The sequence below is a fragment of the Pseudonocardia endophytica genome (assembly GCF_004339565.1).
GTDB classification, from domain to species: domain Bacteria; phylum Actinomycetota; class Actinomycetes; order Mycobacteriales; family Pseudonocardiaceae; genus Pseudonocardia; species Pseudonocardia endophytica.
Window position 1 is genome coordinate 177,971 of record NZ_SMFZ01000001.1, and the last position, 21,212, is coordinate 199,182.

The window sequence follows — 21,212 nt, forward strand, 5'->3', positions numbered from 1 at the left end:
TGATGGGTCTCGCGACGCTCGTCCTCGCCGACGCGCGATTCCCCGGCGGCGGGCACGTCCACTCCGGCGGGCTGGAGGAGGCGGTCGCCCGCGGCCTGGTCACCGGCGTCGACGACCTGGCGAGCTTCCTCCACGGCCGCCTGCGCACGGCGGGGCTGCTGACCGCGACGTTCGCGGCCGCGGCATCCCACCGGACCACGCCGTACGAGAGCTCCGCTCGCCCGGCCACCTCGGACGAGGGCTCCGCCGGGGCGATCGGGTCGGGCCCGGGGGCCGCAGCCACCGGGTCGGGCGAGCGCTCCGCTCGTCTCGCGGGGCCGGACGGGAGCTCCGCTCGTGCAACCGGCGCGCGGGCGCCGTGGAGCGTCCTCGACGCCGAGCTGGACGCGCGGACACCCTCGCCGGCCCAGCGCGACGCGTCCCGGGCGCAGGGGCGGGCGACGTTGCGGGCGGCCCGGGCGGCATGGCCGTCGCCGGTCCTCGACGCGCTCGTCGCCGTGCACCCGCGGCCGCACCATCCGTTGCTGGTCGGGGCGGTGACCGGGATCGCAGGTGAGCCGCCCGCCGAGGCCGCACGGTGCGTCGCCTACCTCGCCGTCAGCGGCCCCGCGTCGGCGGCGATCCGGCTGCTCGGGCTCGACCCGTTCGCGGTCAACGCGGCGCTCGTCGCGCTGGGCCCCGATATGGAGCGGGTCGTCGACGACGCCGTCGCGGCCGCGGACGGGCCGGTCACCGACCTGCCGGCGCCCGGGTCCCCGATGCTCGACCTCATGGCCGAGACCCACGTCCACCACCACACGGAACGGATGTCGCTCTTTGTCTCCTGATCACGGCCACGGCCATCTCGTCAGCTTCGACCCGACCGAGTCCGAACCCGACCGCCATCGTCCGACCCCGGGGCCCGGCCGGGCGTTCCGGATCGGGATCGGCGGACCGGTCGGCTCCGGCAAGACGGCGCTGGTCGCGGCGCTGGCCCGCTCGCTCGCCGGCACCGTCCGCCTCGCCGTCGTCACCAACGACATCTACACGACCGAGGACGCCGACTTCCTGCGGCGGGCCGGCGTGCTGGATCCATCGCGGGTCGAGGCGGTGCAGACCGGCTGCTGCCCGCACACGGCGATCCGCGACGACATCACGGCCAACCTCGACGCGATCGAGACGTTGGAGGAGCGCTTCGGCGACCTCGAGCTGGTGCTCGTGGAGAGCGGCGGCGACAACCTCACCGCCGTGTTCAGCCGGGGCCTGGTGGACGCGCAGATCTTCGTCGTCGACGTCGCGGGCGGGGACAAGGTGCCGCGCAAGGGTGGTCCGGGGGTCACCACGGCCGACCTGCTGGTGATCAACAAGACGGACCTCGCCCCGCTCGTCGGAGCCGACCTCACGATCATGCGCGACGACGCGGAGCGGATCCGCGGCGATCTGCCGGTGATCGCGCAGTCGCTGACAGAGGACCCGGCCGCCACGGAGGTCGGCGCCTGGGTCCGGTTCCGGCTCGCCGCGACCGCACCGGTGGCCGGATAGTGCCCCGTCGCGGAACGTCGGTCCCGGCATCGGCGGGTCCCGGTGTCGGCCGGTCGTCGCACCGGGCGTACCCGGTCCGGCCGCCGACGCCGCAGGCGGGCGTCCGCACCGCGGAGTTCCGGACCGCCGAGTCCCGGGCCGCCGAGTCCCGGACCGCCGAGTCCCGGGCCGCCGAGTCCCGGACCGCCGAGTCCCGGGCCGCCGAGTCCCGGACCGCCGAGTCCCGGGCCGCCGAGTCCCGGACCGCCGAGTCCCGGGCCGCCGAGTCCCGGGCCGCCGAGTCCCGGGCCGCCGAGTCCCGGGCCGCCGAGTCCCGGGCCGACCGTTCGCGGACGGGGCGCTAGGTGCGGGCACGGGCCGTCCTGGCCGTCGAACGCGGGCCGGACGGGCGGACCCGCGTCGCGGAGCTGCGCACCGGATCGCCACTGGCGCTGCTGCCGCGCCGGGGCACGGCCGCGGCACGCGAGACGGCGCTGACCGTGCACGTCGTGGGGTCCGCGAGCACGCCGCTGGCCGGCGACGACGTCGAGCTCGACGTGCACGTCGGCGACGGCGCGCACCTGGAGCTGACCGGCGTTGCCGCCGCCATCGCACTTCCCGGGCGGGACCGGCCGAGCTCGCTCACGATTCGGCTCACGGTCGGCGCCGACGCCTCGGTGCGGCACCGGCCGGAGTCGACGGTCGTCACGGCGCGCGCCGACCACCGCACCCGGTTCGAGGCGACGCTGCATCCGACGGCGTCGTTGTCCGCGAGGGAGACCGTGGTGCTGGGCCGCATCGGCGAGCGAGCCGGCCGCCTGACCACGTCGACCCGGATCCGGGAGGAGGGGCTCACCCTGTTCGCCCAGGACCTCGAGCTGGGCGACGCGCGGCTCCAGCGGTCGCCGGCCCACCTCGCCGGCCACCGGGTGCTCGCCCAGGAGGTCGTGATCGCGGCCATCGACCCGGACCGGACGTCCTGCGGCGACAACTGGTCGTTGGTGCCCCTCGGACGCCGCGGGAGTGTGGCCGCCGCCGTCGGCCGGGACGCGGTCACCGCGGCTCACGGGCTGGAGGCGGCACTCGCGAACCATCCCGCGGCCGAGGCGCGACGGCGTGGACCGGGCGATCGTGACGCCGGCGGGCACGCGTCCGGGCTGCACGCGTCTCCCCCGGACCTCGCAGAGCCCTCCCTGACGTCACACGCCGTGTAACCCCTGCGTGGCCGCCCGATGCCCTGCGACGTGCGCTCGGGCGGCCGCCGTTTCCGTCGCGGGTCGAGCGTGTGAAGAGTCGTGTGTGCACGGTCCGTGACGACCGGTCGTCCGCCTACCGTCGTTTCACCACGAACGGGCGGGAGGCGGGCATGACGGACACGGTCGACTCGGGAGCGGGCGGGAACGCGCCGGTCGCGACCAGCGGGGTCGCGGGCGAGATCAAGACGAGCTACGACGAGCGGCTCACGAACGCCGACCTCGCCCCGGTGCGCGAGCGCACCTGGGGTTCCTACAACTTCTTCGCGTTCTGGATGTCCGACGTGCACTCCGTCGGCGGGTACGTGACGGCGGGCAGCCTGTTCGCGCTCGGGCTCGCGGCCTGGCAGGTGTTCGTCGCGCTGATCGTCGGCATCGTGATCGTCTACCTGCTGTGCAACCTCGTCGCCCGGCCCAGCCAGACCACCGGGACGCCGTACCCGGTGATCTGCCGGTCGTCGTTCGGTGTGCTCGGGGCGAACGTGCCCGCCGTGATCCGGGGCCTGATCGCCGTCGCCTGGTACGGCATCCAGACCTACCTGGCGTCGCAGTCGCTGGTCGTCGTGATGCTGAAGCTGTGGCCGGGGATGGCGCCGCTGGCCGACGACGCGGGCGGCTTCGCCGGACTGTCCACACTGGGCTGGATCGCGTTCCTGGTGATGTGGGTGCTGCAGGCCGCCGTGTTCTGGCGCGGCATGGAGGCGATCCGCCGGTTCATCGACTTCTGCGGTCCGGCCGTCTACGTCGTGATGTTCCTGCTGGCCGGGTACCTGCTGATCGCGGCGGACGGGAACATCGACCTGAACCTGTCCGAGGACCTGGTCACCGGCTGGGCCTCGATCCCGATCATGCTCGGGGCGATCGCGCTGGTCGTGTCGTACTTCTCCGGCCCGATGCTCAACTACGGCGACTTCACCCGGTACGGGAAGACGTTCGGCGCCGTGAAGCGGGGCAACCTGCTCGGGCTCCCGCTGAACTTCGTCGTGTTCTCGGTGCTCGTCGTCGTCACGGCGGCGGCGACGGTCCCGGTGTTCGGACGGCTGATCGACGACCCTGTGGAGACGGTCGCGCAGCTGGACTCGACGTTCGCCGTGGTGCTCGGCGCGCTCACGTTCATGGTCGCGACGATCGGCATCAACATCGTGGCGAACTTCGTCTCGCCTGCGTTCGACTTCTCCAACGTCAACCCGCAGAAGATCAGCTGGCGGACCGGCGGGATGATCGCCGCCGTCGGCTCCGTCGTGATCACCCCGTGGAACCTGTACTCCTCGCCGGAGGTCATCCACTACACGCTGGACACGCTCGGCGCGTTCATCGGACCGCTCTACGGCGTGCTGATCGCGGACTACTACCTGGTCCGCAAGCGCCAGGTGGACGTCGACGACCTGTACACGCTGCGCCCGGACGGCCGGTACCACTTCCGGCGCGGCTACAACCCGGTCGCGATCGGTGCGACGGCGCTCGGTGCGGTCGCGGCCCTGCTCGTCGTGCTGCTCGGGTCGTCCGACGCGGCCGCCTACAGCTGGTTCATCGGGGCGATCCTCGCGTTCGTCGCGCACTGGCTGGTCTCCCGCCGCACGCACCCCGCGCCCGCACCGACCCCCTGACCACCACCCCCGGCCCACCCGCCGCCACCCGCAGCCGCCCGCCACCCGCCGCCCCACCGAACGAACGGCACCTTCGAGCAGTCACATTGCTCGAAGGTGCCGTTCGTTCCTGGTCGGGAGGGTCGAGGAGGGTGACGAGACCCGCGGCGGCGCGGCTACCGCTGCGCGGGCAGTACGTGCTCCCCGGTGCGGTCGGTGCTCAGGCAGAGCGAGCAGACGTGCGCGTCGTGCGCGACGCACGCCGTCATGTCCGGACGCTCCAGGTCCTGACCGCAGACGTGGCAGTGCAGGACCTCACCGGACGGGTTGCCGAGCTCGTCGTCCATCGGGACGTCGATGCCGTCGTCGGTGCGGCGCAGGTAGTACCGGCCGCGCGTGGCCACCGCGAGCACGGGCGGCAGTACCACCGCGAGCACGATCGCCACCAGCGGGGAGAACGGCTGCAGCCCCGACCCGAGCCCGCCGAAGAAGCAGACGATCGACAGCCCGGCCGCGACGATCATCGAGCCGAACCCGACCGGGTTGATCGCGTAGAGCATCCCGCGGCGGAACTCCGGGCGCATCGGCGAGAGCTTCAGCAGGTACTTGTTCACCGCGATGTCCGTGGCCACCACGACGATCCACGCCATGCCGCAGTTCGCGTAGAAGCCGAGGATGGTGTTCAGGAAGTCGAACATGTTCGCTTCCATCAGGATCAGCGCGATCAGCAGGTTCACGCCGAGGAACACGAGCCGGCCGGGGTAGCGACGGGTGACCCGGGTGAACGAGTTCGTCCAGGCCAGCGAGCCGGAGTAGGCGTTCGTGACGTTGATCTTGATCTGGCTGATCACGACGAGGATCACGGCCAGGGTCAGCGCCAGCCACGCCGGCATGATGTCGGTGTAGATCTGGACGAACTGGCGCACCGGCTCGTTCGCCGTCTCGGCGCCGCCGGCCACGTTCGCGATCAGGTACACGGCCAGGAACAGCCCGATCACCTGCTTGATCGCCCCGAAGATCACCCAGCCGGGACCGGCGAGCAGCGTCGCGGCCCACCAGCGCCGCTTGTTCTCCGGCGTCTTGGGTGGCATGAACCGCAGGTAGTCGATCTGCTCGGCGATCTGCGCGATCAGTGACAAGCACACGCCCGCGGCGAGCATCGTCGCGCCGAGGCTGGGCGTGCCGTTGCCCTCCTCGCCCTGGTAGGCGAAGAACTGTCCGACCGAGTCCGGATGGCTGACCAGCAGGTACACGAACGGCGCGACCATCAGCAGCAGCCACAGCGGCGTCGTCCACAGCTGCAGCTTGGACAGCAGCGACATCCCGTACACGACGAGCGGGAAGATGATCAGAGTCGAGACGGCGTAGCCGAGCCAGAGCGGGATGCCGAGCCCCAGCTCAAGGCCCTGGGCCATGATCGAGCCCTCGAGCGCGAAGAAGATGAACGTGAACGTCGCGTAGATGACGTTCGTGACCACCGAGCCGTAGTAGCCGAAGCCGCTGCCGCGGGTGATCAGGTCCAGGTCCATGTTGTAGCGGGCCGCGTAGTAGGCGACCGGGATCCCGGTCAGGAAGATCACGACGGCGAACACGAGGATGCCCCAGAGCGCGTTGGTCGTGCCGTAGGAGATGCCGATGTTCGCGCCGATCGCGAAGTCCGCGAGGTAGGCGATGCCGCCGAGCGCGGTCACGCCGACCACGCCCGGCGACCACTTGCGGTAGCTGCGCGGCGCGAACCGGAGGGTGTAGTCCTCCAGCGTCTCGTTCGCCGCGCCGACGGCGGCCGGCTGACCGCCGACCGGTGGTTCCGTACCGATCTGCGACGACTGGATGTCCTGGGACATACCCCACCTCCCGGGACGGCTGATGGGTTCCGTCCCTGGGAGGTGATGGTCGGTAGACGGTCACACGATCGGGTTTCCGCGGCGAAACGGCTGCGTGAACCGTTCCGTCCCCGAACGAACGGCACCTTCGAGCAATGTCATTGCTCGAAGGTGCCGTTCGTTCGGAAAAGGGGGTGGGCTGCGGCCCGTCGGCGGGGGTGAGCCGGTCAGCCCTGCTCGAGGCGGCCGTGCGTGTAGTCGTCGTACGCGGCGAGGTCGAGGAAGCCGTGGCCGGAGAAGTTGAACAGCACGACCCTCTCCTCGCCGGTCTCCTTGGCGGCCAGTGCCTCGTCGATCGCGCCACGGATGGCGTGCGCCGTCTCCGGGGCGGGGATCTTGCCCTCGGTGCGCGCGAACTGCACCGCCGCCTCGAACACCTTGCCCTGGGGGTAGGCGATCGCCTCCATGCGCTCGTCGCGGACCAGCGCGGACACCAGCGGCGAGTCACCGTGGTAGCGCAGGCCGCCCGCGTGGATCGACGGCGGCACGAAGTCGTGTCCGAGCGTGTACATCGGCATCAGCGGCGTCATGCCCGCGACGTCGCCGAAGTCGTAGTCGAAGCGGCCCTGGGTCAGCGTCGGGCAGGACGTCGGTTCGACGGCGAGCAGCCGCACCGTCTCGTCCGGCACGAACGGGAACGCGATCCCGCCCAGGTTGGAACCGCCACCGCAGGACGCGACGACGACGTCCGGAAGCCGCTCCCCCGCCAGCTCCAGCTGCTCCTTGGCCTCCAGGCCGATCACGGTCTGGTGCAGCAACACGTGGTTGAGCACCGAGCCGAGCGAGTAGTGCGTGTCCTCGCGGCCGACGCAGTCGCGGACGGCGTCCGAGATCGCGCTGCCCAGCGAACCGGGGTGGTCCGGCTCGTCCACCGGGGACGGCACCACCTCGGCTCCCCAGGTCTCCATCGCGATCTTGCGGTAGGGCTTCTGCTGGTAGGACGCCCGGACCATGTAGACCTTGAGGTCCAGGTCGAACTGGCTGCAGGCGAAGGAGAGCGCCGTCCCCCACTGGCCGGCCCCGGTCTCCGTCGAGAGCCGGGTGATGCCCTCCTGCTTGTTGTAGAACGCCTGCGCGACGGCCGTGTTCGTCTTGTGGCTGCCGGACGGCGAGACCGACTCGTCCTTGAAGTAGATCCGGGCCGGGGTGCCGAGCGCCTGCTCCAGACGGGTCGCCCGGACCAGCGGCGTCGGGCGCCACAGCCGCAGGATGTCGAGCACCTCGCCGGGGATGTCGATCCACGGCATGGCGCTCACCTCCTGCCCGATGCACGCCATCGGGAACAGCGGCGCCAGGTCGTCCGGCCCGACGGGCTCGCGGGTGCCGGGGTGCAGCGGCGGCTGCGGCGGTGTCGGCAGGTGCGGCGCCACGTTGAACCATGCCGACGGGATCTGGTCCGGAGAGAGCGTCCATCGACTCATCGGCGCAGCGTAACGGCACACTCGTCCACGTGAGTGTCTCGACGGACGATCCCGTCCGGTTGCCGTCCCCGTGCCTGGTCGTGCTCGTCGGGCCCGGAGCCTCCGGCAAGTCGACGTGGGCGGCCGCGGCCGTGCCTCCCGACCAGGTCGTGTCCAGCGACCGGCTGCGCGCGCTGGTCGGGGCCGGCGATGACGACATGGCGGCGAGCGAGGACGCGTTCGCCGTGCTCGATGACGTCGTGCGCCGCAGGCTGGCCCGCGGGCTGACGACGGTGGTGGACACGCTCGGCCTGGACGCGGGCCGGCGCCGGGGCTGGCTGGCGGCGGCCCGCGAGCACGGGACGGCGGCCGTCGTCGTCGCGTTCGACGTCCCGGCGGCCGAGTGCCGGGCGCGCAACCGGGGCCGGGAGCACCCGATCCCGGCCGCCGTGCTGTCCCGTCAGCTGTCCGGCTGGCCCGCCGTCCGCGCCGCGCTCGACGACGAGGGCTGGGACCGGGTCCTCACGCCGCGACCGGCCAGGGTGGTCCCGGACGCGTTCGCCGGTGCGGGCGAGGCCGTCGCGCGCCAGCGGTCCGACCCCACGCGGTTGCGGATCGGACTGCACGTCAGCCGGTTCGACCTGGGCCGGGACACCACGGGCCCCCGCCTGCGGCAGATCGCCTCGCACGCCGAGGCCGTCGGGGTGGACGCGATCTGGGTGATGGACCACTTCCGGCAGATCCCGCAGGTGGGCCGCGCCTGGGAGGACATGCTGGAGAGCTGGACGACGCTCGCGCACCTCGCGGCCTGCACCGAGCGCGTCGAGCTCGGGACGCTCGTCACCGGCGTGACGTACCGCAACGTCGCGCACCTGGCGAAGATCGTCGCCACGCTGGACGTGCTCAGCGGCGGGCGGGCCCGCTGCGGGATCGGCCTGGGATGGTTCCGGGCCGAGCACGACGCGTACGGCTGGGAGTTCCCGACGGTCGCGCAGCGGTACCGGCTGCTGGAGGACGCCTGCGAGCTGCTGCCGCGGATGTGGGGCCCGGGTGGGAAGCCGTACCAGGGGCGCGTGCTCGCCGTGCCGGACACGTCCTGCTACCCGCGGCCGCTGCAGGAACGCGTGCCGCTGCTCGTCGGTGGCGGCGGCGAGCGTCGCACGCTGCGCCTGGCCGCCCGGCACGCCGACGCCGCGAACGTCACCGGTGACCTCGCGACCGCGCGCCGCAAGGCGTCCGTCCTGCGCGAGCACTGCGCGGCCGAGGGCAGGGACCCGGCGGACGTGACGCTCACGCACCTGCACACCGCACTCGTCGGGAACGACGGTCCGGACCTCGACGAGCGCGTCCGCCGCCTGCGGCCCCGCAACTCCGACCCGGCGCGCTTCGCCGCGCAGGTGAACGCGGGCACCGTGGACGACCACATCGGACGCCTGCGGGAGCTGGCCGACGCGGGCGTCGGGGAGGTCATGATCGCGCTCCCGGACGTCGGCGACCCGGATGCGCTCGACCGCCTCGGACGGGTCGTCGCCGCGTTCCGGTAGGCCGGACGCCTACTCGACCCGGACGGCGACCTGCTCGTTGTCCAGCGTGTAGCAGACGTAGGAGTAGCCGAGCTCGTGCTTGGCCGTGTACTCCCACCAGGCGCGGGCCTCGTGCTCCTCCCACTCCGGGAAGTTGAGGAACTCGTCGAACAGCACGATGCTGCCCGGACGCAGGCGGGGCCCGACCTGGTCCAGCACGGTCACCGCGGACGAGTACAGGTCCGAGTCGACGTGCAGGAAGTCCACCGGGCCGGGATGCGACGACAGGAAGTCCGGCAACGTGTCCGCGAACAGCCCGACGACCAGGTCCGCGCCCGGCACCTCCGGCAGGCCCTCGACGGAGAACGCGCCGGTGCCGAACCCGGAGCGCCAGTGCTCCGGAAGACCCTGGAACGAGTCGAAGCCCCACACCCGGCCGTCGCCGCGCTGCGCGGCGATCGCGGTGAGCGTGCCGCCGGTGTAGACGCCGAACTCGAGCGCCATCCCGCCGGTCGGGGCCAGCGACAGCGCGTGCGCCAGCGTCTCCGACGGCGTCGGCAGCATCGTCGCGTCCGGCATGGACGCCCGCACGAAACGGGCGCTGGACGTGACCGCCTCCCGCTCCCCCGCCGCGATCATGCAGCGACGGTCGCGGATCTCGGCGGCCCGCACCTCGGCGACCGCACGGTCGACCTCGTGACGCAGGCGCTCGTCGAACGTGTCGCGCAACGCCGCCAGCTCGGTCCGCAGCGCCGCGGTCTGCGCGGCCGTGTGGCGGGCCAGCGCGTCGTCCACCAGGCGCCCGGCCGTGCGCCGCGCCCGCCGCAGCAGACGCAGGTCGGACAACGAGAGCGTCACAGCTCGCGCGAGGCGCGCAGCCGGGTCAACGCCTCCTCGAGGATCGCGGCGCCGTCGGCGTCCGAGCGCCGCTCCTTCACGTAGGCCAGGTGCGTCTTGTACGGCTCGGTGCGCGGCGGCGCGGGCGGCGCCTGCTCGTCACGGCCACCGGGGAGGCCGCAGCGCGGGCAGTCCCAGGTGTCCGGGATCTCGGCGTCGGCCGCGAACCAGGTGTCGTTCACGTGGCCGTTGGCGCAGTAGAACGGGACGCGCTCACGGGGAGCGGTCTCACCCCGCTCGGACTCGCCCATCGGGCCGGCGCCCACCCGGGTGCCGCGGATCGCATTGCCACCGGACATCGCCATGTCTGCCTCGACTCTCTCGACGCCAGTACGGGGTCAGCTCGTGGAGACGAGCAGACCGTTGCCGATGACCGCGATCAGCCAGATCAGGGCCACGAAAACGGTGTACCGGGAGATGTTGCGGTCCGCGGCGGCCGAGCCGGAGATGCTCGACTGCACGCCGCCGCCGAAGAGGCTGGTCAGCCCGCCGCCCTTGCTGCGCTGCAGCAGGATCATCACCACCAGCAGCAGGCTGGTGATGATCAGAATGATCTGCAGGGTCAGGAGCACGGGCCGCGGTTCCTCTCGATCGCTCACCGGAGTGGCCGAGGATACCCGCGCCGACCGGTGGTGTGACGCGGGCCCCTCGACACGGGGCCGGACGTGCTGCTAGGGCAGCGGGCCGCCTGCGGCGATCGCGCACAGCTTGGAGAACTCGTCGCCGTCCAGGCTCGCGCCGCCGACCAGGGCGCCGTCGACGTCCGCCTGCGCCACGATCTCCCCCACGTTCGACGACTTCACCGAGCCGCCGTAGAGGATGCGCACGCCCGCGGCCGCCGCGTCGCCCGCCAGCTCGCGCAGCGTCGTGCGCAGCGCTGAGCACACCTCCTGCGCGTCCTCCGGACCGGCCACCCGTCCGGTGCCGATGGCCCACACCGGCTCGTAGGCCAGCACGATCCCCGGCGTCCCGGCGATCTGCTCGGCGGACACGCCCTTCAGGTCCGCGCGCAGCTGGTCGGTGCAGTGCTGAACGTGGTTGCCGGCCTCGCGCACGTCCAGCCCCTCGCCCACGCAGAGGATCGGGGTCAGTCCGTTCGCCAGCGCGGCACGCACCTTCGCGTTGACCGTCTCGTCGGTCTCGCCGTGGATCTCCCGGCGCTCCGAGTGCCCGACGATCACGTACGTGCACCCGAGCTTGGCCAGCATCGCTCCGGACACGTCACCGGTGTAGGCCCCGGACTCGTGCGGCGAGAGGTCCTGCGCGCCGTGCACCATCCTGAGATCGTCGCCGTCGATCATCGTCTGGATGCTGCGGATGTGCGTGAACGGCGGGATCACCGCCACGTCGACGGCCTTGTAGTACTTCTCCGGCAGCGCGAACGCGAGCTTCTGGACCAGCCCGATGCCCTCGAGATGGTTGAGGTTCATCTTCCAGTTGCCGGCGATCAGCGGCCTGCGTCCGCCGTTGTCGTTAGCCACGTCAGCCTTCCTCCAGGACCGCCACACCGGGAAGCGTCGCCCCTTCCAGGAACTCGAGGGACGCCCCACCACCGGTGGAGATGTGCGAGAAACCGTCCTCGTCGAGCCCGAGCGCCCGCACCGCGGCCGCCGAGTCCCCGCCGCCGACGACGCTGAACGCACCGGCCGACGTCGCCGCGATGATCGCCTCCGCGACGCCGCGGGTGCCCTCGGCGAACGGTGCCATCTCGAACACGCCCATCGGGCCGTTCCAGAACACCGTCTTCGACGCGCGCAGCAGCGACGAGAACGTCGAGACCGAGTCCGGGCCGATGTCCAGGCCGGTCCAGCCGTCCTCGATCGACTCCACGCCGACGGTGCGGGTGTTCGCGTCCGCGGAGAACGCGTCGGCGACGACGACGTCCGTCGGCAGGACGATCTTGCCGGAGTCCAGCAGCCGCCTGCAGTCGTCGATCCGGTCCGGCTCCAGCAGCGACGACCCGACGGAGTGGCCCTGCGCGGCCAGGAACGTGAAGCACATCCCGCCGCCGACGAGCAGCTGGTCGACCTGCGGCAGCACCGACTCGATCACGGCCAGCTTGTCCGAGACCTTCGAGCCGCCGAGCACGACGGTGTACGGCCGGTCCGGTGACCCGGTCAGCGTGCGCAGCACCTCGACCTCGGACAGCACGAGCCCGCCGGCGTACGGCTCGAGCCGCTCCGCGACGTCGTACACCGATGCCTGCTTGCGGTGCACCACACCGAACCCGTCGGAGACGAACGCGGCGTCGTCGCCCCCGACGAGCGCGACGAGCTCGTCGGCCAGCGCGGCCCGCTCGGCGTCGTCCTTGGACGTCTCGCGCGGGTCGAACCGGATGTTCTCCAGCATCACGACCTTGCCCGCGGAGAGCTCCGGCTGCCCGGCCTCGAGCCTGACCACGCGGACCGGGACGTTCAGCAGGTCGCCCAGCCGTGCGGCGACCGGCGCCAGCGACAGGGACGGGTCGTCGCCCTTCGGCCGGCCCAGGTGCGCCGTGACGACGACCTTCGCGCCCGCCTCGGCGAGCGCCTGGATCGTCGGCGCGGACGCGCGGATCCGGCCGTCGTCGGTGATGTTCCCGTCGCCGTCCAGCGGGACGTTGAGGTCCGAGCGGACGAGGACGTAGCGCTCCCGCGGGTCCTCGTCGATGAGGTCGTCCAGCGTCCTCACAGCTTCGACGCCACCAGCGACGTGATGTCGACGATGCGGTTCGAGTAGCCCCACTCGTTGTCGTACCAGCCGACGATCTTGACCTGGTTGCCGATGACCTTGGTCAACGGCGCGTCGAAGATGCAGGACGACGGGTCGGTCACGATGTCCGAGGAGACGATCGGGTCCTCGGAGTAGCGCAGGACGCCCTTGAGCGGGCCCTCGGCGGCCGCCTTCATCGCGGCGTTGACCTCGTCGGCCGTCGTCTCCCGCTTGGCCTCGACGGTGAGGTCGGTGGCCGAGCCGGTGGGGATCGGCACACGCAGCGCGTAGCCGTCGAGCTTGCCCTTGAGGTGCGGCATGACCAGCGAGATCGCCTTCGCCGCACCGGTCGACGTCGGCACGATGTTGACCGCGGCGGCACGGGCGCGGCGCAGGTCCTTGTGCGGGCCGTCCTGCAGGTTCTGGTCCTGCGTGTACGCGTGGATCGTGGTCATCAGGCCCTTCTCGATGCCGACGAGGTCGTCGAGGACCTTCGCCATCGGGGCCAGACAGTTCGTGGTGCAGGACGCGTTCGAGATGATCGTCTGCGAACCGTCGTAGTCGGAGTCGTTGACGCCCTTGACGATCGTGACGTCCTCGTCGGTCGCCGGGGCCGAGATGACGACCTTCTTCGCGCCCGCGTCGAGGTGCTTCGCCGCGGCGTCGCGCTTGGTGAAGATGCCGGTGGACTCGACGACGACGTCCACGCCGAGGTCCTTCCACGGCAGCTCGGCGGGGTCGCGCACGGCGAGACCCTTGAAGCCCTTGCCGTCCACGACGATCTCGTCGTCGTTCGACGAGACCTCGTAGGGCAGGCGACCGAGGATCGAGTCGTACTTCAGCAGGTGCGCCAGCGTGGCGTTGTCGGTGATGTCGTTCACCGCGACGATCTCGATGTCGCTCGTGCCGGCGACGCGCTGGGCGTCCACCGCCCGCCAGAAGTTCCGGCCGATCCGGCCGAACCCGTTGACTCCTACGCGGACCGTCACTCTCGCCTCCAGGCCTGTCGTGCTCTACGGGTCGTACAACCGCCGACCCTAACGTCTGAATCGATCCTTCATGCCCGTCCGCGACCCGTGACCTGCGCCGCGCGACCCCGCGCCGCATGATGCCCGACCCGGACGACTCGGGCACCGCGGGGTGGCGGGCGCGTCACGATCGACGACCGTTCCGCTTGTCCTGTTTCACCGAGCGAGCCATTATCGATGTACAGGGCAGCCCGTCGAGACGGCGCGGGCGACCATCGACCTCGGCCACGGCCGTCGATCATCCGGAGTTGCTGCCCGTGCCTCGTCCCACGCGATCGTGGTGGAACGACCTGCCGGAACCCGACCGGCCCGACGAAGGGCTGCCCGTCGAGCTGAAGGTCCTGCTCACCGTCGACAGCCGGCGCGTCGTCCACGATGCCGCCGACGGGCTGCTGCCGGGCCGCTCGGTCCACTACTTCGACACCCCGCGGCTCGACCTCTCCCGCCGTGGCGTCGTCGTCCGGCTGCGGTCGGTCGGCGAGCACCGCGGAGACGCGACCGTCAAGATCCGCCGAGGTGCACCCGCCCGGCTGCCGAAGCCGTTGCGCCGCCACCGCGACCTCGCCGTCGAGATCGACACGTTGCCGGACGCGCGGCACTGGTCGGCGGCGCTGCGCAAGGAGATCCCGGCGGACGCCCTGCAGGACGTGCTGCGCGGCCGTCGCGAGCTCGGTGACGTGCTGTCCGGGTCGCAGCGGATGCTCTACGGCGCCTTGCCACGAGGCGGTCCGGACCTGTGCCGGCTGCGCCGCGTCGGCCCGGTGCGGGTGCGCCGCCTGAGGCTCGCGACGCTGGACTGCGGCTCGCGGGTGGTGGCCGAGACGTGCCGCTACCCGGACGGGAGCCGGCTGGTCGAGGTGTCCGCGAAGTGCCCCGCCGCGATGGCCGCCGTCGCCGCCACCGAGTTCACCGCGCTGCTGCGCGCCCTGCACGTGGACACGGCACCCGAGCAGCGCACGAAGACCAGCACCGCGCTGGACCTGCTCGCCCGGGCCCGCTGACACCGGTTGACGTCGGACCCGCCGGAGCGCACACTCTTCTTATTCAACGGGCGTTGAAAGAGAGGTGATCCCGATGGAGCGCACGACCTGCTGCATCGTCGGGGGCGGACCGGCCGGCATGGTGATGGGACTGCTGCTGGCCAGGGCAGGCGTCGAGGTGACCGTGCTGGAGAAGCACGGCGACTTCCTGCGCGACTTCCGCGGCGACACGGTGCATCCGAGCACGCTCGCCCTGCTCGACGACCTGGGGCTCGACGACCGGTTCGCGTCGCTGCCGCAGAGTCGGCTCGAGGAGGTGGCCCTGCCGGTCGACGAGCGGCAGACGATGCTGCGGATCGCCGACTTCCGGCGGCTCGCGCGGCTCGGCGTGCGGCACCCGTACATCGCGATGGTCCCGCAGTGGGACCTGCTGAACCTGCTCGCCGAGGCGGGCGAGCAGGAGCCGACGTTCACGCTGCGGATGAACACCGAGGCCACGGAGCTGATCCACGAGCCGGGCGGCCGCATCGGCGGCGTCCGCTACCGCACGGCCGACGGGACGACCGGTGAGCTGCACGCGGACCTGACCGTCGCGTGCGACGGCCGCACGTCGATGGCGCGCGCGGGCGCCGGCATGGACGTGACCGAGTACCCGGTCTCGTTCGACGCCTGGTGGTTCCGCCTGCCCCGCCACGACGGCGACGACCTGGCGGCGCTCTCGCCGCGGCTCGGCCGCGGCCGGGTCTGCGTCGTGATCCCGCGCGAGGGCTACTTCCAGATCGCCTACCTCGGACCGAAGGGTACCGACGCCGAGCTGCGCGCCGCGGGCGTCGAGGCGTTCCGGCGCGACGTCGCCGAGGTCGTGCCGGTGCTCGCCGACCGCGTCGACACGATCGCCTCGATGGACGACGTGAAGCACCTCGACGTCCGGCTGAACCTGCTGCACGACTGGCACACCGACGGGCTGCTCTGCATCGGCGACGCGGCGCACGCGATGTCGCCGATGGGTGGCGTCGGCATCAACCTGGCCGTCCAGGACGCCGTCGCCGCGGCGACCCTGCTCGCCGAGCCCTTGCGCGAGCACCGCGTGACCGGCCGCGACCTGGCCGCCGTCCGCCGCCGCAGGCTGCTCCCGACCCGGCTCGTGCAGGGCCTGCAGCGGTTCATGCACCGCAACACGGTCGACCGCGTCCTCACCGGCGACCAGGTCGAGCCGCCGAAGGCGTTGCTGCGCATCATGAACACCGTCCCGCAGGCCTCGGTCCTGCCGGCTCTGTTCATCGGCGTCGGCGTCCGGCCGGAGCGTGCTCCGGCGTTCGCCCGCAGGCCGGCGACACCGGTGGCCGCCCGGGACACCGAACCGGTCGAGAAGGGCTGATCCACCCCGGCGCGTTCGGCTGGACGCGCGTGGCGGGGCGCGCCATCATGGCGCCTTCCCGCGCGTCTCCTCCCCGCACGCGCGACCGGCCGGGCCCGCGCCCGGGAAGGAGCCCACCGGTGAGCACCGTCCCGCAGGAGGGTCGTCCGGACGCCGCAGGCGCGCCCGCGCCCCGCAACGGCCTCGGCCTGTCCGCCCTGATCCTGGGCATCATCGCGATCCTCACCTGCTGGCTCGTGATCGGCGGCCTGTTCGGCCTGATCGCGATCGTGCTGGGCGTGCTCGGCGCCGGCCGGGCCCGCCGCGGCCGGGCGACGAACCGGGGCGTGGCGATCACCGGCATCGTCACCGGTGCGCTCGGCCTGGTGGTCGCCATCGTGATCGTGGTGATCGGCGGAACCGCGTTCTTCAGCTTCGGCGGCGGCCAGGCCGTGGACTGCGTGAACCAGGCGGGCGGCGACCAGGCGAAGATCCAGCAGTGCGCCCAGCAGATGCAGCAGCAGATCCAGCAGCAGGGCGGCAGCGGTTCGGGCTACTGAGCTCGCCCAGCTCGCCGCGGCGCCGGTGATCGGCCGGTCTCCAGCTCCGCCCCCGCCCATGCCCGGTCGAGCAGGTCGGCGATCTGCCCCTCGTCGGTCGGACGCGGGTTCCCGTACGGGCTCGCCGCCGCCGTGGCCGCGACCCCCGCCATGTCCTCGCGGGCCGCACCCAGCTCGCGCAGCGACGTCGGTGCACCGAGCGACACCGCCAGGTCCCGGACGGCACCGGGCGCCGGCCGGCCCAGGGCCCGTCCGAGCGCCGCCATCGCGTCCGGCGCACGTCCGGCGTTGAACGCCAGGACGTACGGGAGGACGACGGTGTGTGTCGGCGCGTGCGGCAGGTTCAGCGCCCCGCCGAGCGTGTGACACAGCTTGTGGTGCAAGCCCATCGTCGTCGCGCCGAGGCACGCACCCGCCAGCCAGGCGCCGTACAGCGTGTCCGAGCGGCCGTCGACGTCCGTGGGGTCCTTCACGACCCGTGGCAGACCCGCGGCGAGCGCCGACTCCTCGGCCATCACCGACACGATCGGCGACCCGTCCGGCGCGTACAGCGCCTCCGCCGAGTGCGCCAGCGCGTTGATCGCGCTGACCACGGACAGCTCCGGCGGCATGGTCAGCGTCAGCTCCGGGTCGTAGACCACCGAGACCGGAAGCACCCGCGGGTCCCGCCCGGTGCGCTTGACGCCGCCCTCGGTCGTGCCCCAGACCGGGGTCATCTCCGAGCCCGCGTACGTGGTCGGCACGGCGACCACCGGCAGGCCGTCGGCCAGCGCCACGGCCTTCGCCAGCCCGACCGTCGATCCGCCGCCGACGGCGACGCAGCAGTCCGCCTCCGCCTCTCGGGCCGCGGTCACGGCCGCATCGGCCACCTCGGACGGGACGTGCATCACGGCGCGGGCGTGCACCCCGGCGGCGCGGTCGCCGATCAGGGCGGCGACGCGGTCGCCGAGCTCCCGGTGCCCCGGCGTGGACACCACGAGCGCCCGGCTCAGGCCCAGCTCGTCCAGCTCGGCCGGCAGCTCGGCCAGCCGGCCGGGCCCGAACAGGACCCGCATCGGCAGGGCGCGGTAGCGGAAGGCGGTCACGCCGGAATACTGCCCCACATCCCGGTCATCCGTTCCAGCGTGCGCCGGTGCGCGTCCTCCTCCTCGGCGGTCAGCTCCAGGGTGTCGTCGTCCGCGGAGCGCATGCGGCGCACGAGGAGCACCGTGTCGTCGGTGTCCACGAGGTCCAGCAGGCCGAGCACCCTGGCCAGCGACTCGACGAGCTCGACGGCCGACGGCGGGCCACCCGGCGGATCCGCCGCGTCCTGGGCGGCCGCGACCAGCGCCCGGGCCAGACCGCCGTCCGGGCGCAGCGCCAGCTCGTAGCCCAGCGAGGTGGCCGTGCGGCTGAGCACGGTCAGGTCGGCCGGCTCGACCTCGGCCAGCCCCAGCGGACGCAACCGCCTGCCGTCCGCGCCGACCCACCGCCGGCGGGTCGCCCGGGGCGCGTCGGCCGGGGTCGCCGTGACGCTCTCGCCGTTCTGCGTCGGGAGGAGCGCGGCGTGCACCCGGCCGAGCGCCTCCAGCGCGCGCCCTCCGGACACGACAGGGGGCAGGCGCAGCGGTCGTCGCGGATCGTTCTCCGCCGCGGCCAGCGTGAGCAGCAGCTCCTCGACGCGCACGAGCGCCCACAGCAGGTCGCCGTCCAGGTCCGGCACCAGGTGAGAACTCACACGGCCCCCTCGTTCCCCTCGATCATGTCGTGGTCCGGTTCCGGCGGTTCGCGCGGGGGCGCAGAATTTTCCCAGGCTTCACATCGCGGTCGGGTGCAGCCGGGGCCGGTATCCGGCCCGGAGCACCGCCAGCGTCGACGGCGGGGTCAGCACGGTGACGACGTCCTGCAGCGGTCGCGCGGAGCCGTACCCCTCGTGCGACCACGGGCGAGCGACGCCCGCGACGACGACGTGCGGGCCGCCGGGCAGCCGCACGAACGTCCCGTCCGGCAGCGTCGCGGCGGGCTCCTCCCTGGTCCGGCGCTGCCCGGACTCCAGCGCGCGCTCGACGTGCAGCACGTCGTCGATCCCCTCGGCCCGGGGCGGCGACACCAACCCGAGCTCGGCCGTCCAGATCCGTCGGAACTCCCGGTAGGCGGCGTACCGGCACTCGGCGCACGGCCGGTGACCCGCGGCCAGCGCCACGGCCTCGTCGAGGAAGAACAGCTCGGTGTAGCGCCCTGGGCGCAGCAGCGGGCGGCGCCGTCCGCGGAACGACAGCTCGCACACCAGCCAGCGGCGCACCTGCCCGCGGCGCACGATCCGGCCGTCGGCGTCGTGCAGCACGCCGCGGTTGCCGTACATCGTGCCGCGGGCCGCGACGGCGACCAGCTCGCCATCGGGGGTGACCCGGTTGCGGTACGGGCGGGTCGCGCTCAGCGCGGGTCCGGCACGGAGAACAGGGCCCGTGCCGGTGCGTCGGACTCCTCGGGGATCCGGTCGACGACGTCGAACAGCTCCATCGTGCCGGTCACCTGCAGCGCCCGGCGCACGGCCCGCGACGACCCGCACCGCAGCTGGAACCGGGTGCCGTCCTCGATCATGTCGCGGGTCTCGAGCAGGACCGACAGCCCTGCCGACCCGAGGAACGTGACACCGGACAGGTCGAGCAGCACCTGCGGCGCGGTGTCGCACCAGACACCGACCTCCGCACCCAGCTCGGGAGCGGTATCGGTGTCGATCTCGCCGACGGCGTGCAGCACGACCGCGCCGGTCGGGTGCTCGACCTGGTCGAGCCGCAACGCGCTCGACCGGCGTTCGACGACCTCCGGCACCACGTCCGGCTTCTCGTCGGACGGTTCTGTCATGCCGTTCCCCTCCTGACGACGGACGGCCCCCGACCCGATACCCGTGCAGAGTGGCAGGACGGCGGCCGCCGCGCAGCGCGAGCGGCCCTGCGAGACTCGACGGGTGACCGCCCTCCCCCCTCCGGTGAGCGCGTCGGACGTCGTCGCCGCCCGCGACCTGCTCGACGGCGTCGTCCGCACCACCCCGATGGCCGGCGCCAGGGCGCTGTCCGCCCTGACCGGAACGGCCGTGCACCTCAAGTGCGAGAACCTGCAGCGCACCGGCTCCTTCAAGATCCGCGGCGCGTACACCCGGATCGCCCGGCTGTCCGAGCGGGAACGGGCGGGAGGCGTCGTCGCGGCCAGCGCGGGCAACCACGCGCAGGGCGTCGCGCTCGCCGCGCAGCTGCTGGGCGTGCGGGCGACGGTGTTCATGCCGGAGCGGGCTGCGCTGCCGAAGGTGGACGCCACCCGCGGCTACGGCGCCGAGGTCGTGCTCGGCGGTGACACGGTCGACGACGCCGTCGTCGCGGCCGGCGAGGCGTCCGAGCGGACCGGTGCGGTGCTGGTGCATCCGTTCGACCACCCGGACGTCGTGGCCGGGCAGGGCACGGTCGGGCTGGAGATCCTCGAGCAGGTGCCGGACGTCGGGACGGTCCTCGTCTCGGCGGGCGGCGGCGGTCTGCTCGGGGGCGTCGCGGCGGTGCTGCGCGAGCGCAGGCCGGGCGTCCGGATCGTCGGGGTGCAGGCCGCCGGTGCCGCGGCGTGGCCGGGCTCGCTGGCGGCCGGGCACCCGGTCCGCGCGGGCGGGATGCGCACGATCGCCGACGGGATCGCGGTCGGACGGCCAGGCGACGTCACGTTCCCGCAGGTCTCAGCACTGATCGACGAGATGGTGACGGTCGACGAGGACATGATCGCCCGTGCGCTGGTGCACTGCCTGGAGCGGGCCAAGCTCGTCGTCGAACCGGCGGGTGCGGCCGCGGTCGCGGCGCTGATGGAGAACGCCGACCGGTTCGGTGCCACCGAGGGCCCGGTCGTCGCGGTGCTCTCCGGCGGCAACGTGGACCCGCTCGTGCTGCTGCAGGTGATCCGGCACGGCCTGGTCGCGTCGTCGCGCTACCTCGCGCTGCACGTCCGGGTGCAGGACCGCCCCGGCGCGCTGGCCGAGCTGCTCACCCAGGTCGGCACGCTCGGCGCGAACGTCACCGACGTCGCGCACTCCCGGATCGTCGGGGCGCTGCCGGTCGGGGACGTCGACGTCGAGCTCAGCCTGGAGACGCGCGGCCCGGACCACCGCGACGCGATCGTCGCCGGTCTGCGGGCCGCCGGGCACACCGTGGGCGGCTGATCAGGAACCGAATCCCTCGCGCTCGACGACCACCCGGTCGATCTCGCCGTCCCCGACGACCGTGCCGTCGCCGTCACGGGCGCTGACCGTGAACCCGAGCCGCCCGCCGGACGGCTCCTCGCGCAGCGACGCCTCGACGGTCACGAGGCCGCCCACCGGCGTCGGCCGCTTGTGCCGGATCCGCACCGCCGTCCCGACCGACGTCTGCCCGTCGCCGAGGTGCGGGCGCGCCGCCTGGACCGTCGCGGCCTCCATCCAGGCCAGCAGCCGCGGGGTGCCGAGGACCTCGACGTCGCCGCTGCCCAGCGCGACGGCCGTGTCGTCCACCGTAACCTCGTGGCTGGTGCTCATCGTCCCCTCCCTGGTTGCCTGTGATCACA

The 21,212-nt window shown here is 72.9% G+C and carries 23 protein-coding genes; 10 read left to right on the top strand and 13 right to left on the bottom strand.

From position 1 onward, the window contains the following. Positions 1 to 2: 2 nt before the first annotated feature. From EV378_RS00840 to EV378_RS00860, 5 genes are all read left to right on the top strand, one after another. Positions 3 to 827, top strand: a complete 825-nt coding sequence (locus tag EV378_RS00840; RefSeq protein ID WP_132420848.1) for an urease accessory protein UreF — start codon at positions 3 to 5, stop codon at positions 825 to 827. Beyond that, the gene (gene ureG, locus EV378_RS00845) at positions 817 to 1,521 is read left to right on the top strand and encodes an urease accessory protein UreG (protein ID WP_132420849.1); all 705 of its coding nucleotides are present in this window, start codon (positions 817 to 819) and stop codon (positions 1,519 to 1,521) included. The genes EV378_RS00840 and ureG overlap by 11 nt, the downstream gene beginning before the upstream one ends. Continuing rightward, positions 1,521 to 1,865 (top strand): hypothetical protein, encoded by a 345-nt coding sequence (locus EV378_RS00850; RefSeq protein WP_132420850.1) that lies wholly within the window; start codon positions 1,521 to 1,523, stop codon positions 1,863 to 1,865. Before ureG ends, EV378_RS00850 begins: the two co-directional genes overlap by 1 nt. Beyond that, the gene (locus EV378_RS00855; protein ID WP_132420851.1) at positions 1,866 to 2,714 is read left to right on the top strand and encodes an urease accessory protein UreD; all 849 of its coding nucleotides are present in this window, start codon (positions 1,866 to 1,868) and stop codon (positions 2,712 to 2,714) included. A gap of 152 nt (positions 2,715 to 2,866) precedes the next feature. Next, positions 2,867 to 4,360, top strand: coding sequence for an NCS1 family nucleobase:cation symporter-1 (locus EV378_RS00860; RefSeq protein WP_132420852.1), 1,494 nt, complete (start codon positions 2,867 to 2,869; stop codon positions 4,358 to 4,360). Positions 4,361 to 4,515: 155 nt separating this feature from the next. Here EV378_RS00860 and EV378_RS00865 read toward each other — a convergent pair whose 3' ends face one another. Beyond that, positions 4,516 to 6,183, bottom strand: a complete 1,668-nt coding sequence (locus tag EV378_RS00865; RefSeq protein WP_132420853.1) for a purine-cytosine permease family protein — start codon at positions 6,181 to 6,183, stop codon at positions 4,516 to 4,518. A 206-nt stretch (positions 6,184 to 6,389) separates the two neighbouring features. Continuing rightward, on the bottom strand, positions 6,390 to 7,643 hold the full coding sequence (locus EV378_RS00870; RefSeq protein WP_132420854.1) for a TrpB-like pyridoxal phosphate-dependent enzyme: 1,254 nt from the start codon (positions 7,641 to 7,643) through the stop codon (positions 6,390 to 6,392). Positions 7,644 to 7,672: 29 nt separating this feature from the next. Here EV378_RS00870 and EV378_RS00875 point away from each other — a divergent pair, with 29 nt between their 5' ends. Continuing rightward, positions 7,673 to 9,166 carry a TIGR03560 family F420-dependent LLM class oxidoreductase gene (locus EV378_RS00875; RefSeq protein ID WP_207908533.1) on the top strand — a complete coding sequence of 498 codons (1,494 nt, stop codon included), beginning with the start codon at positions 7,673 to 7,675 and terminating at the stop codon, positions 9,164 to 9,166. 9 nt (positions 9,167 to 9,175) lie between these two features. Here the strand turns inward: EV378_RS00875 and EV378_RS00880 are convergent, their stop codons facing one another. The 6 genes from EV378_RS00880 to gap form a co-directional block, all read right to left on the bottom strand. Next, positions 9,176 to 9,991, bottom strand: coding sequence for a class I SAM-dependent methyltransferase (locus EV378_RS00880; RefSeq protein ID WP_243653205.1), 816 nt, complete (start codon positions 9,989 to 9,991; stop codon positions 9,176 to 9,178). Positions 9,992 to 9,999: 8 nt separating this feature from the next. Then, on the bottom strand, positions 10,000 to 10,341 hold the full coding sequence (locus tag EV378_RS00885; RefSeq protein WP_132427204.1) for an RNA polymerase-binding protein RbpA: 342 nt from the start codon (positions 10,339 to 10,341) through the stop codon (positions 10,000 to 10,002). Between the two features lie 39 nt (positions 10,342 to 10,380). After that, positions 10,381 to 10,614: a preprotein translocase subunit SecG gene (secG, locus tag EV378_RS00890; protein WP_132420856.1), complete on the bottom strand. Its 234-nt coding sequence runs from the start codon at positions 10,612 to 10,614 to the stop codon at positions 10,381 to 10,383. Between the two features lie 99 nt (positions 10,615 to 10,713). Beyond that, on the bottom strand, positions 10,714 to 11,523 hold the full coding sequence (tpiA, locus tag EV378_RS00895) for a triose-phosphate isomerase (RefSeq protein ID WP_279389586.1): 810 nt from the start codon (positions 11,521 to 11,523) through the stop codon (positions 10,714 to 10,716). Between the two features lies 1 nt (position 11,524). Beyond that, positions 11,525 to 12,712: a phosphoglycerate kinase gene (locus EV378_RS00900; protein WP_132420857.1), complete on the bottom strand. Its 1,188-nt coding sequence runs from the start codon at positions 12,710 to 12,712 to the stop codon at positions 11,525 to 11,527. After that, positions 12,709 to 13,722: a type I glyceraldehyde-3-phosphate dehydrogenase gene (gene gap / locus EV378_RS00905; protein WP_132420858.1), complete on the bottom strand. Its 1,014-nt coding sequence runs from the start codon at positions 13,720 to 13,722 to the stop codon at positions 12,709 to 12,711. Before gap ends, EV378_RS00900 begins: the two co-directional genes overlap by 4 nt. Positions 13,723 to 14,018: 296 nt before the next feature. Between gap and EV378_RS00910 the strand changes: the two genes are divergently transcribed. The 3 genes from EV378_RS00910 (at position 14,019) to EV378_RS00920 (ending at position 16,658) form a co-directional block, all read left to right on the top strand. Further along, a complete protein-coding gene (locus tag EV378_RS00910) occupies positions 14,019 to 14,762 on the top strand; it encodes a CYTH domain-containing protein (protein WP_132420859.1) in 744 nt (247 codons plus the stop codon). Positions 14,763 to 14,835: 73 nt separating this feature from the next. Continuing rightward, positions 14,836 to 16,119 (top strand): FAD-dependent oxidoreductase, encoded by a 1,284-nt coding sequence (locus tag EV378_RS00915; protein WP_132420860.1) that lies wholly within the window; start codon positions 14,836 to 14,838, stop codon positions 16,117 to 16,119. A gap of 119 nt (positions 16,120 to 16,238) precedes the next feature. Further along, entirely contained in the window at positions 16,239 to 16,658 is a 420-nt protein-coding gene (locus EV378_RS00920) for a DUF4190 domain-containing protein (protein WP_132420861.1), read from the top strand. On the opposite strand, the gene EV378_RS00925 is transcribed toward EV378_RS00920, so the two are convergent. From EV378_RS00925 to EV378_RS00940, 4 genes are all read right to left on the bottom strand, one after another. After that, the gene (locus tag EV378_RS00925) at positions 16,652 to 17,743 is read right to left on the bottom strand and encodes a maleylacetate reductase (protein WP_165922085.1); all 1,092 of its coding nucleotides are present in this window, start codon (positions 17,741 to 17,743) and stop codon (positions 16,652 to 16,654) included. The genes EV378_RS00920 and EV378_RS00925 overlap by 7 nt on opposite strands. After that, positions 17,740 to 18,375, bottom strand: coding sequence for a hypothetical protein (locus tag EV378_RS00930; RefSeq protein WP_132420862.1), 636 nt, complete (start codon positions 18,373 to 18,375; stop codon positions 17,740 to 17,742). The genes EV378_RS00925 and EV378_RS00930 overlap by 4 nt, the downstream gene beginning before the upstream one ends. A 78-nt stretch (positions 18,376 to 18,453) precedes the next feature. Continuing rightward, the gene (locus EV378_RS00935) at positions 18,454 to 18,999 is read right to left on the bottom strand and encodes a hypothetical protein (RefSeq protein ID WP_207908534.1); all 546 of its coding nucleotides are present in this window, start codon (positions 18,997 to 18,999) and stop codon (positions 18,454 to 18,456) included. Positions 19,000 to 19,070: 71 nt separating this feature from the next. Continuing rightward, positions 19,071 to 19,502 carry an STAS domain-containing protein gene (locus EV378_RS00940; RefSeq protein WP_132420863.1) on the bottom strand — a complete coding sequence of 144 codons (432 nt, stop codon included), beginning with the start codon at positions 19,500 to 19,502 and terminating at the stop codon, positions 19,071 to 19,073. A gap of 103 nt (positions 19,503 to 19,605) precedes the next feature. Here EV378_RS00940 and ilvA point away from each other — a divergent pair, with 103 nt between their 5' ends. Continuing rightward, positions 19,606 to 20,832 carry a threonine ammonia-lyase gene (gene ilvA, locus EV378_RS00945; protein ID WP_207908535.1) on the top strand — a complete coding sequence of 409 codons (1,227 nt, stop codon included), beginning with the start codon at positions 19,606 to 19,608 and terminating at the stop codon, positions 20,830 to 20,832. Here the strand turns inward: ilvA and EV378_RS00950 are convergent, their stop codons facing one another. Then, positions 20,833 to 21,183 (bottom strand): thioesterase family protein, encoded by a 351-nt coding sequence (locus EV378_RS00950; RefSeq protein ID WP_132420864.1) that lies wholly within the window; start codon positions 21,181 to 21,183, stop codon positions 20,833 to 20,835. It lies immediately after the preceding gene. Between the last annotated feature and the right edge of the window lie 29 nt (positions 21,184 to 21,212).

What these genes read in the sequence shown, in the direction of transcription:
- EV378_RS00840 (WP_132420848.1), top strand. Translation starts at nt 3, where the DNA reads ATGGGTCTCGCGACGCTCGTCCTCGCCGACGCGCGATTCCCCGGCGGC.
- EV378_RS00860 (WP_132420852.1), top strand. Translation starts at nt 2,867, where the DNA reads ATGACGGACACGGTCGACTCGGGAGCGGGCGGGAACGCGCCGGTCGCG.
- EV378_RS00865 (WP_132420853.1), bottom strand. Translation starts at nt 6,183, where the DNA reads ATGTCCCAGGACATCCAGTCGTCGCAGATCGGTACGGAACCACCGGTC.
- EV378_RS00870 (WP_132420854.1), bottom strand. Translation starts at nt 7,643, where the DNA reads ATGAGTCGATGGACGCTCTCTCCGGACCAGATCCCGTCGGCATGGTTC.
- EV378_RS00885 (WP_132427204.1), bottom strand. Translation starts at nt 10,341, where the DNA reads ATGTCCGGTGGCAATGCGATCCGCGGCACCCGGGTGGGCGCCGGCCCG.
- EV378_RS00915 (WP_132420860.1), top strand. Translation starts at nt 14,836, where the DNA reads ATGGAGCGCACGACCTGCTGCATCGTCGGGGGCGGACCGGCCGGCATG.
- EV378_RS00935 (WP_207908534.1), bottom strand. Translation starts at nt 18,999, where the DNA reads ATGTACGGCAACCGCGGCGTGCTGCACGACGCCGACGGCCGGATCGTG.
- EV378_RS00940 (WP_132420863.1), bottom strand. Translation starts at nt 19,502, where the DNA reads ATGACAGAACCGTCCGACGAGAAGCCGGACGTGGTGCCGGAGGTCGTC.
- EV378_RS00950 (WP_132420864.1), bottom strand. Translation starts at nt 21,183, where the DNA reads ATGAGCACCAGCCACGAGGTTACGGTGGACGACACGGCCGTCGCGCTG.